This window comes from Dyella sp. (assembly GCF_051962475.1).
In the GTDB taxonomy this organism is placed as follows: Bacteria; Pseudomonadota; Gammaproteobacteria; order Xanthomonadales; family Rhodanobacteraceae; genus Dyella_A.
Genome location: NZ_JBQCCF010000023.1, coordinates 42,719 through 58,571, shown reverse-complemented (window position 1 = coordinate 58,571; position 15,853 = coordinate 42,719). Strand labels below are relative to the sequence as shown.

Sequence of the window (15,853 nt, the reverse complement as noted above, 5' to 3'; positions counted from 1 at the left end):
GGCGTTTTTTGGCCCCCCGCCCGGGGGGGGCCGACGCGGGGGGGGGTGTGGTTGGGGGGGGGGGCCAGCTCTGGCTCTTGCCGTGGATGGCGGCCGAAGCGAGAGCGTCCCCCTCACCCAACCCTCTCCCCCGCGGAGCAGGAGAGAGGGCTTCAAGCAGCTTCGGCCGGCGTTTCGCGAGGTGCCGACCTTCTTGCTCCCTCTCCCCTGGTGGCGAAGCCGCCGGGGAGAGGGCTGGGGTGAGGGGGGCTCTGGCTCTTTGCCGCGGATGGCGGCCGAAGCAAAAGCGTCCCCCTCTCCCCACCCTCTCCCCCGCGGAGCAGGGGAGAGGGCTTCAAGCGGCTTCGGTCGGCATTTCGCGAGATGCCGACCTTTTTGCTCCCTCTCCCCTGGTGGCGAGGCCGCCGGGGGAGAGGGCTGGGGTGAGGGGGGCTCTGGCTCTTGCCGTTGATGGCGGCCGAAACAACAGCGCCCCCTCACCCAACCCTCTCCCCCGCGGAGCAGGGGAGAGGGCTTCAAGCTCGCTTACCCCACCTTCTTCAGGGGCGCCGCGGCGGCTGGCGCGTTGCCGGTCTGTAGCCACGGCATGCGGGCGCGGAGCTTGGCGCCGACCTGCTCGATCGGGTGGTCGAGGTCGGCCTGCTTGATGCGCTTGTAGTTGGGCAGGCCGGCCTTGTATTCCTCCGTCCAGTTCTTCGCGAAGGTGCCGTCCTGGATGTCCTTGAGCACGTCCTTCATGCGCGCCTTCACCCCGGCGTCGATCACCCGCGGGCCGCTGACGTAGTCGCCGTACTGGGCGGTCTCGGAGACGAACTGCAGCATCTTGGTGAGGCCACCCTCGTAGAACAGGTCGACGATCAGCTTCAGCTCGTGCATCACCTCGTAGTAGGCGATCTCCGGCTGGTAACCCGCTTCCACCAGGGTCTCGAAGCCGGCCTTGACCAGCTCGCTGGCGCCGCCGCACAGCACCGCCTGCTCACCGAACAGGTCGGTCTCGGTCTCTTCCTTGAAGTCGGTCTTGATCAGCAGCGCGCGGCCGCCGCCGATGCCGTCCGCGTAGGCGTGCGCCTTGGCCTCGGCCTGCCCACTGACGTCCTGGTACACCGCCCAGATGCTGGGCACGCCGCGGCCGCGCTCGTACTCGGTGCGCACCAGCGCACCGGGGCCCTTAGGCGCGACCAGGATCACGTCGATGTCCTTACGTGGGGTGATCTGGCCGAAATGAACGTTGAAGCCGTGTGCGAACAAGAGCGCCGCGCCGGGCTTGATGTTGGGCTCGATCGACTCGGTGTACAGCGTCGGCTGCACCATGTCCGGCGTAAGCACGGCCACCAGGTCGGCGCCCTTCACGGCCTCGGCCGGCTCGACCACAGTGAAGCCTTCGGCCTTGGCCTTGTGCCAGGTCGGGCCGTTCGGGCGCAGGCCCACGACCACGTCAAGGCCGGAGTCGCGCAGGTTCAGCGCATGGGCGCGGCCCTGGCTGCCGTAGCCGAGCACGGCGATGCGGCCCTGGGCGAGAAGGTTGTCGTTGTTCGTGCTCATGCGGTGACTCCTTGGGTGTGTTCTTCGGATGATTTGGCCGTCTGGACGGCCGAAACGGTGGGAGCGTAGGCGCGGGTGATCGCGCCGTCGGATGCGGAGCCGACCAGCCGGGCGTACTTGGCCAGGGCGCCGTGGGTGACCTTCGGCGGTGCGGGTGTCCAGCCGACGCGGCGGGCGTCGAGGTCGGCGGTGGAGCGCAGCTCGCGGCGGTCGCCGTCGATGACGATGCGGTCGCCATCGCGCAACAAGGCGATCGGTCCCCCGCGCGCGGCTTCCGGTGCGATGTGGCCGACCATGAAGCCGTGCGTGGCGCCGGAGAAGCGGCCGTCGGTGATCAGCGCGACGTCGTTGCCCAGGCCGCGACCGACCAGCGCGGCCGTGACGCCGAGCATCTCGCGCATGCCGGGGCCGCCGGCCGGGCCCTCGTTGCGGATTACGATGACGTCGCCCTTGGCGATGCCGCCGGACTGCACGGCGGCGAACGCGGCCTCCTCGCTCTCGAACACGCGGGCCGGACCCTCGAAGTGCGTGCCGGTCTTGCCGGCCAGCTTGAGGATGCAGCCTTCGGGGGCGAGGTTGCCGTAGAGAATCGAGTAGCCGCCGCGCGGCTTCAGCGGCGTGTTCACCGGATGGATCACGTCCTGCTGCCCGGCGCGCGGCGCGGCCGCGGCCTCGGCGAACAGCGAGCGGCCGGTGACGGTGGGCGTGTCCTGCAGCATGCCGGCGGCGATCAGCTCCTGCGCCACGCGGGCGGCGCCGCCGGCACCGAACATCTCCACCGCGGTGTAGCGACCGCCGGGCAGCAGGTCGGCGATCACCGGGGTGTGCGCCGAGGCCGGCTCGAAGTCTTCGATGCTCCACTCCACGCCGGCCTCGCGGGCGATCGCCAGCAGGTGTAGCACCGCGTTGGTGGAGCCGGCGGTGGCAGCGACCATGCGCGCGGCGTTCTGGAACGCGGCGCGGCTGAGCAGCTCGCTCGGGCGGCGCTCGGCCTTCAGGCACTCCATCACCAGTTCGCCGCAACGGTAGGCGGCCTGCTGCTTGGCCGGATGGGTGGCCGGGATGTCGTTGAAGCCCATCGGCGACAGGCCCAGCGTGGTCAGCACCATCGCCATGGTGTTGGCGGTGAACTGGCCGCCACAGGCGCCGGCGCCGGGGCAGGCATCGCGTTCCACCGAGGTCAGCTCGGCGTCGTCGATCTTGCCGGCGCCGTGTGCACCGACCGCCTCGAACACCTGCTGGATGGTGATCGGGTGGCTGTCGTGGTTGCCGTGGGCGATGGTGCCGCCGTATAGCGCCACGCCGGGGATGTTCAGCCGCGCCAGCGCCATCGCGGCGGCGGGGATGGTCTTGTCGCAGCCACACAGCACCACCATGGCGTCCAGCGAATGGCCGTCCACGGCCAGCTCGATCGAGTCGGTGATCACCTCGCGGCTGACCAGCGAGGCGCGCATGCCCGGCGTGCCCATCGCCATGCCGTCGGTGATCGCGATGGTGTTGAACTCGATCGGCGTGCCGCCCGCGGCGCGCACGCCAGCGGTGGCCGCGTCGGCCAGTTCGCGCAGGTTGAGGTTGCACGGGCTGACGTTCGACCAGGTGTGCACGATCGCCACCAGCGGCTTGGCGATCGCCGCGTCGTCCAGGCCGGTGGCCCGCATCATCGCGCGTGCCGGTGCGCGATCGGGGCCGGTTTTCATCACATCACTGCGCATCGGTTGCTCCATCGGAATCAAGAGAAAAGCTTCCCTGCGCGCCCGGGCTACGCGTGCGCATACCGGGGAGGTGAGTGGCGCGGCGCGGCGGGGGATTGCCGGCGGGCACGCAGGGAGAGCCAAACGGGGCCGGGTTCAACCGCATGCGCGGCCACCGGCAAAAAAGGCGTGGTGGGTCGAGGCGTGGTCTTCCACCGCCATCAGCACGGCGTCACGCACCGCGGCGGTGTCGCCGTGGCCGCCGACGTCGCGGGTGCGCGGGCCGTGCTCGAGCACCTGCGACACCGCCGCCTCCACGCACTGGGCCTCTTCCTCCAGCCCCAGCGAGTGGCGCAGCAGCATCGCGGCGGAGAGCATCGCGCCGGTGGGATTGGCCAGGCCTTGGCCGGCGATATCCGGCGCGGAACCGTGGATCGGCTCGTACAGGCCGCGCTTGCCGTCGCCCAGCGAGGCGGACGGCAGCAGGCCGAGCGAGCCGGCCAGCGCGGCGGCCTCGTCGGTGAGGATGTCGCCGAACAGGTTCTCGGTGACCACCACGTCGTAGCGGCCCGGTTGGGTCAGCAGCAGCATCGCCATCGAGTCGACCAGCTGGTGCTCGACGGTTACGTCGCGGTATTCCGGCGCGATGCGCTGCACGACGTTGCGCCACAGGCGCGAGGTCTCCAGCACGTTGGCCTTGTCGACCGAGGTGAGGTGGTGGCGGCGCTCGCGGGCCAGCGCGAAGGCGCGGCGCACCACGCGCTCGATCTCGGCCTCGGTGTATTTGCACTCGTCGGTGGCGGTCTCGGCCGTGCGCGTCTTGGCGCCGAAGTAGGCGCCGCCGGTGAGCTCGCGCACGAACAGCACGTCGACGTCCTTGAGCTTCTCGTTCTTCAACGGCGACAGGTTGGCCAGCGCCGGATGCACCTGCAGCGGGCGCAGGTTGGCGTAGACGCCAAGCGCCGCGCGCAGCGCCAGCAGGCCCTGCTCCGGGCGCACCTTGGCGTTCGGGTCGGACCACTTCGGGCCGCCGACAGCGCCCAGCAGTACGGCGTCGGCTTTCTGGCAGGCGGCCAGCGATGCGGCCGGCAGCGGTTCGCCGGCGGCATCGATGGCGCAGCCGCCGATCAGATGCTCTTCGAACGTAAAATGGTGGTCGTAGTGCTCGGCCACGGCTTCGAGTACAGCGACCGCGGCCGCGGTGACCTCGGGGCCGACGCCGTCGCCGGGCAGGGTGACGATATGCGCCTTCATGCAGCGTTTTCCTCGTGCTGGAGTTCGTATCGGGTGATCGTCTCGGCGTGCTGCAGCAGGAAGCCGAGCTGGTCGACGCCCTCCAGCAGGCAGTGGCGAGCGAAGGGTTCGAGCTGGAAGGCGATGCGGTCGCCGTCGGGCAGGCTGATGTGCTGCTCGCGCACGTCGATGGCCAGCTCCACGCCGGGGTGCTCGAGCAGCCAGCGGTGCTCGGCCTCGGACACCACGATGGCGAGCAGGCCGTTCTTCAGCGCGTTGTTGCGGAAGATGTCCGCGATCTCGCTACACAGTACGGCCTGAATGCCGTAATCGAGCAGTGCCCACGGCGCGTGCTCGCGCGAGGAACCGCAGCCGAAGTTGCGCCCGGCCACCAGAATCGCGCAACCGGCCGCTTCGGGACGGTTCAGCGGAAAATCTGGATTTTCCTTGGCCGGGTTGTCGCTGCCGTCGGCCTGGTAGCGCCAGTCGTGGAAGCAGAGCTTGCCCAGGCCGTCGCGCGTAGTGGTGGTGAGGAAGCGCGCGGGGATGATGCGGTCGGTGTCGATGTTCTCGTCCGCCAGCACGGCGGTGCGCGAATGGATGCGGGTGACAGGTTTCATGCGGCCTCCTCCTGGCGGACGTACTCGCGCGGATCGGCAATGTGACCGGCCACGGCCGAGGCGGCCGCGGTGGCCGGACTGGCCAGCACGGTGCGCGCACCCTTGCCCTGGCGACCCTCGAAATTGCGATTGGAAGTGCTCACGACGAGCTGGCCCGGCTGGGCCAGGTCGCCGTTCATGGCGATGCACATCGAGCAGCCAGGCACGCGCCACTCGGCGCCGGCGGCGGCGAACACCTCATGCAGGCCCTCGCGTTCGGCATCGCGGCGCACTGCTTCGGAACCCGGCACCACCAGCATGCGCACGCCGTCGGCGACGCGGCGGCCGCGCAATACCTCGGCTGCCTCGCGCAGGTCGGACAGGCGCGAGTTGGTGCAGCTGCCGACGAACACCACGTCCACCGGCATGCCCTGCATCGCGTGGCCGGCGCGGGCGTGCATGTAGTCCAGCGCGCGCTGCTCGACCGCGTTGCGCGGTGCCGGCACGGGCGTGTCCATGGCGATCGCCATGCCCGGGTGGGTGCCGTAGGTGACGGTGGGACGGATTTGGCTGGCGTCGACACGCACCTCGCGGTCGTAGCGCGCGCCTTCGTCACTGGGCAGCTGCCGCCATGCGGCGACTGCCTCATCCCACGCCGCGCCCTGCGGTGCATGCGGTCGGCCCTTCAGCCAGGCGAAGGTGGTTTCGTCCGGGGCGATCAGGCCGGCGCGGGCGCCCGCCTCGATCGACATGTTGCACACCGTCATGCGCTCTTCCATCGAGAGCGCCTCAATCGCCGGGCCGCGGTATTCGATGACGTGGCCGGTGCCGCCGTCCACGCCGATCTTGCCGATAATGTGCAGGATCAGGTCCTTCGCGCCGACGCCCTTGGGCAGCGCGCCATCGACATGGATCGCCAGCGTTTTCGGCTTGCGCTGCAGCAGGCACTGGGTGGCCATCACGTGGCCGACCTCGGTGGTGCCGATGCCGAACGCCAGCGCGCCGAACGCGCCATGCGTGGAGGTGTGGCTGTCGCCGCAGACGATGGTCATGCCCGGCTGGGTGGCGCCCAGCTCCGGGCCGATCACGTGCACGATGCCGCGATCGCTGCTGTCCCAGCCGTGCAGCTCGATGCCGAACTCGGCGCAGTTCGTTTCCAGCTTGGCGACCTGCGCCTTCGCCTCGGCGTTGGCGTAGGGACGCTCGCCGTCGGGGCCGGGCGGCAGGGTCGGGGTGGAGTGATCCAGCGTGGCCAGGGTGCGGTCCGGCCGGCGCAGCGGCAGGCCGCGGCCGCGCAGTTCGTCGAACGCCTGCGGCGAGGTCACCTCGTGCACCAGGTGCAGGTCGATGTACAGGATCGCCGGGGTGTCGGCCGACTCTGGCGCTACCAGGTGCGCGTCCCACAGCTTCTCGAACAGGGTACGCGGGCTCATGCGGCGATCTCCTCGGAAGTCACCGCAGGCACCCCTTCCAGCCAGCCCCAGCGATCCTCGGTGCTGCCATCGAACAGCCCGAAGAAGCGCTGCTGCAACGCGCGGGTCACGGGGCCCGGCTCGCCCGTACCGACCGGCTTGCGGTCGACCGAGCGCACCGGGGTGATCTCGGCGGCGGTGCCGGTCATGAACACTTCGTCGGCGGAGTACAGCGCCTCGCGCGGCAGGTCGCGTTCTTCCACGGTGAGGCCCAGGTCTTCGGCCAGGGTGATCACCGAGTCGCGGGTGATGCCGGCGAGGATGCCGGCACTGGACGGCGGGGTGAGCAGCTTGCCCTTCTTCACCAGAAACAGGTTCTCGCCCGCGCCCTCGCTGAGCAGGCCGTTGTGGCCCAGCGCAATGCCTTCGTCGAAACCGCCGCGGCGCGCCTCGGCGGCGATCAGCTGGCTGGACAGATAGTTGCCGCCGGCCTTGGCCCAGCTCGGCAGGGTGTTCGGCGCCGGACGATGCCAGGAGGACACGCAGACGTTGGCGCCTTTCTCGCGGGCGTCGCCCAGGTAGGCGCCCCATTCCATCGCCATGATCGCCACGTCCACCGGCGCGCCGTCCTTCGGCAGCACGCCGAGGCCGCCGGCGCCGCGGAACACGATCGGCCGCACGTAAGCCGCGCGCATCCGGTTGGCGCGGATCACTTCCAGGCAGGCGGCGTTGATCTCCTCCTCGCTGAAGCCGACGTCGATGTCGTACACGCGCGCCGACTCGAACAGGCGGCGGGTGTGGTCGGCGAGGCGGAAATACGCCGGGCCGGCCGGCGTGGCGTAGACGCGTTCGCCCTCGAACACCGACGAGCCGTAGTGCAACGCGTGAGTGGTGACGTGGACGTTGGCGTCGGCCCAGGGCTTGATGCGGCCGTTGTGCCAGAGGAAGGGCGTGCTCATCGGTGGCTCCGTGCGGTGGCTTCTTGGTGCGGCATGGGCGGGATCACAGGTGCGCCACGGCGGCCGGTTCGCGGACCGGCTGCTGGCGTTCGATGCGGTTGACGATGGCCAGCGCGGCGAGCGCGGTGGCTTCGACGATGTCGGTGCTGATGCCGTGGCCGCGCCAGTCGCGGTCGGCATGGCGGGCGGTGAGCTGGGCCTGGCCCTGGGCGTCGCCGCCCTCGCTCACCGCGCGCACGCTGAAGTCGGTCAGTTCCACGGCGTGGCCGGTGGCGCGCTCGATCGCGCGCAGCACCGCGTCGACCGGGCCGTCGCCGATCGCCGCCTCGCTGGCCTCGTGGCCGGCGTCGTGGGCCAGCTTCACCGATGCCGATGCGCTGCCCAGGTGGGTGGTGCTGTTGAGTTGAACGATGCGCCACGGACCGGTGGCCTCCGGATCCTGGCCCAGCGCGATCGCTTCCAGGTCCTCGTCGTGCACCTCGCGCTTCTTGTCCGCCAGCGTCTTGAAGCGGGCGAAGATGTCGTCCATCGCCGCCTCGTCGGGCTCGTGGCCCAGCGACTCCAGCCGTTGGCGCAGTGCGGCGCGGCCGGAGTGCTTGCCCAGCACCAGCCGGGTCTCGCCGATGCCGACGTCCTGCGGCCGCATGATTTCGTAGGTGCCGCGGTGCTTGAGCATGCCGTGCTGGTGGATGCCCGATTCGTGCGCGAAGGCGTTCTCGCCGACGATCGCCTTGTTGCGCGGCACCGGCTGGCCGGTCAGCTGGGCCAGCAGGCGCGAGGTCGGGTAGAGCCGGCGGGTATCGATGCGGGTATCGACGCCGAAGAACGGCTTGCGCACCTTCAGCGCCATCACGATCTCTTCCAGCGCGGCGTTGCCGGCGCGCTCGCCGATGCCGTTGATGGTGCACTCCACCTGACGTGCGCCGGCACCGATCGCGGCCATCGAGTTGGCCGCCGCCATGCCGAGGTCGTCGTGGCAATGACTGGAGAACACCACCTGGTCTGCGCCGCGTACGTGCTGGCGCAGGTAGCCGAACAGCTCGGCGATCTCTGCCGGCGTGGTGTAGCCCACGGTGTCCGGCGCATTGAGCGTGGTGGCCCCGGCGGCGACCGCGGCGCTGAACACCTCGGCCAGGAAGTCGGGCTCGGTGCGAAGGGCGTCTTCGGCGGAGAACTCGACTTCGTGGCAGAGCTGGCGCGCGCGTTCGACGGCGGCGACGGCGGCATCGAGCACCTGGGCCTTGCTCATGCGCAGCTTGTGCTCGCGGTGCAGCGGGCTGGTGGACAGGAACACGTGGATGCGCGAGCGCCGCGCCTTCTCCAGCGCGCGCGCGGTGGTGTCGATGTCGCCGCTCTGGCAGCGCGCCAGGCCGCACACGGTGGTGGTCTTCAGCGTGCGGGCGATCTCGGCGACGGCAGCGAAGTCGTCCGGCGAGGCCTGCGGGAAGCCCGCTTCGAGGATGTCCACGCCCAGCGCCTCCAGCGCCTGCGCCATGCGCAGCTTGGCGCGGCGGTCCATCGAGAAGCCTGGCGCCTGCTCGCCGTCGCGCAGTGTTGTGTCGAAGATGCGTACGCGGTCGGCATCGTCGGGCGGGGCTACGGCTACGTCGGTGTCGCGGTTCATCGGGATTCTCCGGAAGAGGCGGAACGCAGGCCAAAAAAAACCCCGCTCCGGTGTCGGTGCGGGGTCTGGGGTTGTCTCAGGTGTGTTTCTTTTGCCTGGACGCAGCCGCTAGCCCGCACCTCCGCTGGTAATGAGGAGTACGAGTACAAGAGCAAGAAGAAGGAGGGCGCCGCCGGCCAGCAGCGGGTCGCCGACCGTCGTGGGACGACGGCTCAGGGCGAGGCTGTGGTGGCTGCTGCGCTGCGACATGAACCCGACCTTAGGTCACCCGAAAAGGCGGCGTCAACAGTTTCATGTGAATCCATGCAAAAAAAGTGATTTGGACGTCCAGATGTCCATATGCTCGGGTTGCATGAGCCAGGCATGGCGCGGTGCGAGAGCGAACGCGCGCGTATGGAAAGGTTTGTGCGCGAATCATCCGAAGCGCGCGGCATAGAGCGCAAATGGCTGCGGATGGCGTTTCGCGGCCGCCAGCGCGGCGCTTTCGCCGTGCTCGCGGTGGGGGTCAGTCGCGTCTCGTAGCGATGGGTCGAGGCGTCCTGATCCGGTCGATTGGCGCAAAAAGAAGGGGCCGGCATGCGCCGGCCCCGAAGGGTTTTCGCTATCGCATTGCGCCTTCGCCGAGGCGATGGCGCGACGCAGCAGGCTTACAGTTCGGCGCGGAATTCCACGCCGATCACCCGCGGATCGTTGACGAAACCCGTGCGGTTGTTGAAGTCGATGGCGCCGATCAGCGCGCGCTTGTTGGTGATGTTGCGGCCGTACAGGGCGATCTCGCGGCGGCCGTAATCCCAGTTGTAGCCCACGCGCAGGCCGCCCTCGAGCAGCGGCTTGCCCTTGAACTCGGCCGAGTCGTAGAGGAAGAAGTTCACCTCGCTGCGGTAGTTCCAGTCGGTGTAGACGAAGAACTCGCCGCTGTCGCCGTACGGGATGCCGTAGCGCGCGGTGAGCGTGCCGATCCACTTGGGCGAGTTGGGCAGCACGTTGCCGTCGATCAGCGCGTTGCCGTCGGCATTGCGCGGGTCGAGCACGGTGCACTGGGCGCCGCACACGGCCACCGCCAGGTTCGGATCCTTCAGCTCGGTGTGGTTGTAGCTGCCGCCGGCGGTGAGCACGAAGTTCGGCGTGAGGTAGGCCTCCAGGTCGAACTCGGCGCCGTAGCCTTCGGTTTTCTTGGCGTTGATCAGGCGGGTGATGTTGATGTCGCCACCCACCGCGGTGAGCTGCTCGTTATGCATGGTGTAGCTGTACACGTCGGCGTTGAAGCGCACGTGGTTGTCCATGCCGGTGGACTTCAGGCCGAACTCGTAGGAGGTGATCGTCTCCGGCTTGGCCTGTGAGATGAAGTCGGAGAACAGCACGCGGCCCTGCACGCTGGGCGCGCGGAAGCCGTTGGCCACGCGGGCGTAGACGTTGACGTTGGGGCTCAGCGTCCAGGTGCCGGTGACGTCGCCGCTCCAGCGCGAGTCGTTCGGGTTGGCGGTGAGCGTGAGCGGCGGCGCGCCGAGCGGCGAGAGCAGGCGATCGACGCGGAAGTCGCGCTTGTCGTGCGAGTAGCGGGTGCCCGCGCGCAGCTCGAAATCGTCGGCCAGCTGGTAGTTGACCGAGCCGAACACCGCCCACGCCTTGGTACGCTGGGTCTGGTTGGCGTAGCCGTCCAGCGCGTGGTCGTTGAAGGTGGCGTAGTCGAAGTTGCTGATCGCGATGTCTTCGTCGAAGTAGTACGTGCCGACCTGCCAGTTCAGGCGATCCTGGCTGTTGCTGGCCAGGCGGAATTCCTGGGTGATCTGGCGATCGTGCGGCATCGCGTCGGCGGTCTCGGACGGGAACGGGATGAAGCCCGGGCCCATCGGCAGATGGAACGACGCACCGTAGCCACCGTCCACGTCACCGAGGCTGTAGGTGGTGGCCCGCTCCAGCCCCGTGATCGAGGTGAAGCTCATGTCGCCCAGGTTCCAGTCCAGGTGCAGGTTGCTGCCCCAGGTGAACAGGTGCTGCTGGTTGCGGCCGTCCTGCGCCACCTTGTCGCGCTGGAAGCCGGCTTCGAACTGGTTGTCGCCCAGCGTGATGGCGTTGGCGCGGTTCACCGTGGCGGTACCGTCGAGCCAGCGCGCATGGGTGTTGATTAGCGCGCTGAAGCCGCCGCTTTCATACAGAGCCTGAAGGCGCAGCGCGCGCTCGTTGTAGCCGCCCAGCGCGTCCTTCTTGCCGGTGAAGGTGTTGTCGATCCAGTTGTCGCGATGCTGTCCAAGTGCCGACACGCGGCCGGACCAGTGACCGCCCAGCGCGCCGCCCAGCGCCGCCTCGGCGTTGGCGGTGCCCAGCGAGCCGTAGGAGACGCGGGCGTAGCCGGAGGTCTCCTGACTCGGGCGCACCGACTCGAACTTGATCACGCCGGCCGGCGAGTTGCGGCCGAACAGCGTGCCTTGCGGGCCGCGCAGCACTTCCACCTGGGCCAGGTCGAACAGCGGGAAGCCCTTCAGAATCGGGTTCTCCTGCACGATGTCGTCGTACACCATCGACACCGGCTGCGAGGCATTGAGATCGAAGTCGCTGTTGCCCAAGCCGCGGATGTAGAAGCGCGGAAACTCGCGGCCATACGAGGTTTCGGCGTACACGCTGGGCGCGCGCGAAGCGAGCTGCAGCACGCCGTCGCCGGCCTGGCCGAAGGCTTCGAGCTTCTCCGGCGTGAGCACGGTCAGCGACACCGGCACCTTCTGCAGGTTTTCCACCCGCTTGGAGGCGGTGACCTTCACCGTCTGCAGTTCGGTGGTCTTGACGTGCTCAGTGGCGGGTGCGGTGTCCTGTGCGCGGGCGGCGGTGAGGCCGAGTCCGACAAGAACGGAAAATGCGAGCGCCGCGCGGCGCGGCGTGGGTACGATCGACATGGTGGTGTCCCCGGGGCGGTGGTTGGGAAAAGCGGCGGCTCTGCGGCCGCATCCGGCGCATTTTCCTACGCCACCACCCGCGGGCGACAGTGCCCGACCGGATCAGCCGCCCGGCAAGGCCCGCAGTAGCTCGTCCAGCGCCGCCTCCGTGGCAGGCAGCGGCGTGGCGTGGGCCGGGCGCGCCAGCATCGCCGCCAGCGCGGCGGGCACCGCGACCGGACGCCCGATCAGCGGCTCCACCACGCTCTCGAACTTGGCCGGGTGGGCGGTGGCGACCACCGTCCAGTCGTCGCGGTCGCCCGCTGCGCGCAGCGTATCGAGCACGTGCACGGCGGTGGCGGTGTGCGGGCAGAACACCTCGCCATGCTCGCTGGCATGACGGGCAATGGTGGCGCGGATGGCGTCGTCGTCCACGCAGGTGGCAGGCAGCTCGTGGCGCAGGGTGGCGTCATCGAACAGCCAGCGCAGGCGCTCGACATTGCTGGGCGCCCCCACGTCCATCGCGTTGGCGATGGTGGCCACCGCTTCGCGCGGCCGGTAGTCGGCGCCGCCGAGGAATTCCGGCAGGGTGGCGTTGGCGTTGCAGGCCAGACGCACGCGGCCGATCGGCAGGCCGAGCGCGCGCACCCACAGCGCGGCCAAGGCGTTGCCGAGATTGCCGGTGGGCACGATCAGGTTCAGCGGCTGCCCTCGGTCGCGCCACCACGCCAGCGCGGTGTGCGCGTAATAGCTCATCTGCGGCAGCAGACGGCCGAGGCTGATGCTGTTGGCCGAGGAGAGCGGCACCGCGGCCTGCAGCGCGGGATCGTTGAGAGCGGCTTTCACCATGCGCTGGCAGTCGTCGAAGCGCCCCGCCACGCGCAGCGCGGTGACGTTGCCGCCGAAGCAGCCGAGCTGGTGCGCCTGGCGCGGCGACACCTTGCCGTCCGGGTACAGGATCACCACGCGCACACCAGGCCTACCGTGGAACGCCGCACCGACCGCCGCGCCGGTATCGCCCGAGGTGGCGACCAGGATGGTCAGCGGTCGCGCATCGTGGCGCGGCAGGTGCGCCAGGCAGGCGGCGAGGAAGCGCGCGCCGACGTCCTTGAACGCCGCAGTGGGGCCGTGGAACAGCTCCAGCACGTGGGCGCCATCGGCGGGCAGCGCGCGATGCGGTACCGGGAAATCCAGCGCCTCGGCGCAGATCGCCGGCAGCGCGGCGGCCAGCGGATCGCCGGCGAAGAACGGTGCGAGCAGGGTGGCGGCGGTGTCGGCGAGGGAGCCGTGGGGATCGAAGCCGTCCGCGTCGAGCTGCGGCATGGTCTCCGGCACATATAGACCGCCGTCGGGCGCGAGCCCGGCGGCGATGGCGTCGCTCACGGTTGCGGCCGGACTGCTGCCGCGGGTGCTGATGTAGCGAGGGGTGGTGCTCATGCGCGCCTCGCGCATGGGGTGATGCGATGTGCGTTGCCTACTGCCGTGCGTCGCCAAGGCGGGTGATTCCCTGCAACGCGATGCTTTTCCGTGCCGTCATTCCCGCGAAAGCGGGAATCCATTTTCAAGGTGTGGCAGAGCACGATGGATTTCCGCTTTCGCGGGAATGAGGGCGATGGGGGTTGGGGACAGGGGCGGAGTCCCACGCTGCGACCAGGCTTACCTGGCGAAGGAGCCGGCCTTCGCGCGGTGCGTCTGGATGCGATCGTCGCGCCCGCTGCGCGGGAGGTCATCAACCCCGTCGCACGGGCATCCCGCCCGCTCATTCGCCGCCCCCGACCTCGAGCACGCTGGCCGCCGGCCCATCGACGGGCGCGACGAACGCGTCGCTGTCCAGTCCCGCTTCGGCAAAGGCGGCGCGCATGGCGGCCGCCGCACGCTCGGCCTCGGCGCGCTGCTCGTACCAGCCGAACACGCTGGGACCGGCGCCGGAGATGCTGGCGCCCATGGCGTGGTGGTCCATCGCCGCCTGCTTCACGCGGGCGAAGTTCGGTACCAGCGGCGCGCGGCGCGGTTCCACCAATACGTCCTTCAGGCCTTCGCGCACCAACGTCGCGTCGCCGCGGTAGCAACCGGCGAGCACCAGCGCGAGGTTGGCGCTCTGGCTGACGAAGCTGCCCAGCGGATAGTCGCCGGCCAGCGCGGCGCGTGCTTTGCGCGTTTCCAGCACGAAGTGCGGGTGCACCAGCGCGCAGTGCCAGCTGGCCGGCACCGGAATGCGCACCAGCCGGTCGTGCGTGGCCAGCACCAGGCCGCCGAGCAGCATCGGGCCGATGTTGTCGCCGTGACGGCTGCCGCTGGCCACCGCTTCGCCGTCCAGCGCAAAGCCGTACAGCGATTCGGGTGGCAGCGGCTTTTCCAGCAGGGCGTTGGCGGCGACCAGTGCGGCCACGCAGGAGGCGGCCGAGCCGGCCATGCCCGAGCCCAGCGCGATGCCCTTGTGCAACGTCAGCTCGAAGCCGTGCGCCAGGCCCAGCGCCTTGCGCAGCGACACCAGCGCCATGCCGGCGGTGTTGCGCATCGGGTCGAGCGGCAGCTCGGTGACCACGCCGTGGATCGCGGCGATGCGCAACACCGGCTCGTCGATGCGGCGCACCTCGGCGCGATCGCCGGCGCCGGCCATCGAGTGGCCGAGGATGTCGAAGCCCACGCCCACGTTGCCCACGCAGGCGGGGGCGAAGGCGGAGGCGTGCAGGGCGCGTTGCGGGGCGGTGGTCATGCGGTCTCGCAGTTGGGCGTTCATGCGCGCAGCTCCAGCGACTCGGCGATGCGCAGCAGGTCGGCGAAGATGCCGGCGGCGGTGACTTCGGGACCGGCACCCGGCCCCTGCACCAGCAGCGGATTATCGCAGTAGCGACGGGTGGTGAACTGCACCACGTTGTCGGTGAGCCGCGAATGGGCGAACGCGTGCGCGGCCGGCAGCACGGCGAGCCTCACGCTGGCGCGTCCGCGGGCGTCGAGGTGGGCGACGTGGCGCAGCACGCCGTCTTCGGCGCGGGCCTCGGCGAGGCGGGCGGCCATCGGCGCATCCAGGGCGTCCAGGCGTTCCAGGAATGCGTCGCGCGTGAGCGCGGCGAGCGATTCCGGCACCAGGCTTTCCACCGCCACGTCATCCAGCGACAGCGCCCAGCCGGCCTCGCGGGCGAGGATCACCAGCTTGCGCGCCACATCCATGCCGGAAAGATCGTCGCGCGGATCGGGCTCGGTATAGCCCAGCGCATGGGCCTCTCGCACCAATGCGGAGAACGGCTGCGCCCCGTCGTGGCGGTTGCACAGCCAGGCCAGCGTGCCGGAGAACATGCCTTCCACCGCGAGCAGCTCGTCGCCGGTGTCGAGCAGGTCGCGCAGCGTCTGCACCACCGGCAGGCCGGCGCACACGGTGGCCTCGTAGCGGAAGCGCGCGCCGCTGGCGGCGCTGGCGTGGCGGATCGCCTGCCAGCGTTCCAGCGCGCCGCTGCCGGCGAGCTTGTTCGGGGTCACCACGTGCACGCCGGCGGCCAGCCAGTCGGCGTAGCGCGAGGCCACTGCATCGCTGGCGCTGCAGTCGATCAGCAGGGCGTCGCGCGGCTCGGCGCCCCCACGCACGTGGGCGGCAAAGGCATCGAGATCGTTCGGTCGCCACACCTGCGCACCGCCGGCGCGGCCGTTGAGCTCGGTGTCGTCGCAGTCCAGCCACATGCGCCTGCTGGCGACCACGCCGCACAGGCGCAGGCGCAGGCGGCCTTCGCGTTCCAGCCGGGGCTGGGCGGCGCGCAGCTGGTCGAGCAGGGCACTGCCCACGCGACCGGGACCGATCACGCCGACAGCCAGTTCGCGGCAACGCATCGAGGGAGCCACCGGCGCGAATGCCGCCGGTAACGGTTTGGGGTGTTCGAGCAGCTGCGGTGCGCAGGTATTCACGTAAGCCTCCGGATGAGGCCCCGTGCTCT

11 protein-coding genes are annotated in these 15,853 nt (G+C 70.0%); all 11 read right to left on the bottom strand.

From position 1 onward, the window contains the following. Positions 1-525: 525 nt before the first annotated feature. The 11 genes from ilvC to ACTHJF_RS05325 all read right to left on the bottom strand — a co-directional run bounded on the left by ilvC (position 526) and on the right by ACTHJF_RS05325 (position 15,824). Complete coding sequence (ilvC, locus tag ACTHJF_RS05375; protein ID WP_440259727.1) at positions 526-1,542, bottom strand: ketol-acid reductoisomerase; 1,017 nt, start codon at positions 1,540-1,542, stop codon at positions 526-528. Then, positions 1,539-3,254, bottom strand: coding sequence for a dihydroxy-acid dehydratase (ilvD, locus tag ACTHJF_RS05370; RefSeq protein ID WP_440266210.1), 1,716 nt, complete (start codon positions 3,252-3,254; stop codon positions 1,539-1,541). Before ilvD ends, ilvC begins: the two co-directional genes overlap by 4 nt. Before the next feature lie 135 nt (positions 3,255-3,389). Next, complete coding sequence (leuB, locus tag ACTHJF_RS05365; protein ID WP_440266209.1) at positions 3,390-4,487, bottom strand: 3-isopropylmalate dehydrogenase; 1,098 nt, start codon at positions 4,485-4,487, stop codon at positions 3,390-3,392. Continuing rightward, positions 4,484-5,086, bottom strand: coding sequence for a 3-isopropylmalate dehydratase small subunit (gene leuD, locus ACTHJF_RS05360; protein ID WP_440266208.1), 603 nt, complete (start codon positions 5,084-5,086; stop codon positions 4,484-4,486). The genes leuB and leuD overlap by 4 nt, the downstream gene beginning before the upstream one ends. Continuing rightward, entirely contained in the window at positions 5,083-6,498 is a 1,416-nt protein-coding gene (gene leuC, locus ACTHJF_RS05355) for a 3-isopropylmalate dehydratase large subunit (protein ID WP_440266207.1), read from the bottom strand. The genes leuD and leuC overlap by 4 nt, the downstream gene beginning before the upstream one ends. Continuing rightward, the gene (locus ACTHJF_RS05350) at positions 6,495-7,436 is read right to left on the bottom strand and encodes a branched-chain amino acid transaminase (protein WP_440266206.1); all 942 of its coding nucleotides are present in this window, start codon (positions 7,434-7,436) and stop codon (positions 6,495-6,497) included. The genes leuC and ACTHJF_RS05350 overlap by 4 nt, the downstream gene beginning before the upstream one ends. Before the next feature lie 43 nt (positions 7,437-7,479). Continuing rightward, a complete protein-coding gene (locus ACTHJF_RS05345) occupies positions 7,480-9,060 on the bottom strand; it encodes a 2-isopropylmalate synthase (RefSeq protein ID WP_440266205.1) in 1,581 nt (526 codons plus the stop codon). A gap of 647 nt (positions 9,061-9,707) precedes the next feature. After that, the gene (locus ACTHJF_RS05340) at positions 9,708-11,948 is read right to left on the bottom strand and encodes a TonB-dependent receptor (protein WP_440266204.1); all 2,241 of its coding nucleotides are present in this window, start codon (positions 11,946-11,948) and stop codon (positions 9,708-9,710) included. Between the two features lie 102 nt (positions 11,949-12,050). Further along, a complete protein-coding gene (gene thrC / locus ACTHJF_RS05335) occupies positions 12,051-13,364 on the bottom strand; it encodes a threonine synthase (protein WP_440266203.1) in 1,314 nt (437 codons plus the stop codon). Positions 13,365-13,686: 322 nt separating this feature from the next. Beyond that, positions 13,687-14,667, bottom strand: coding sequence for a homoserine kinase (locus ACTHJF_RS05330; RefSeq protein WP_440266202.1), 981 nt, complete (start codon positions 14,665-14,667; stop codon positions 13,687-13,689). Further along, a complete protein-coding gene (locus ACTHJF_RS05325) occupies positions 14,664-15,824 on the bottom strand; it encodes a homoserine dehydrogenase (RefSeq protein ID WP_440266201.1) in 1,161 nt (386 codons plus the stop codon). The genes ACTHJF_RS05330 and ACTHJF_RS05325 overlap by 4 nt, the downstream gene beginning before the upstream one ends. Positions 15,825-15,853 lie beyond the last annotated feature (29 nt).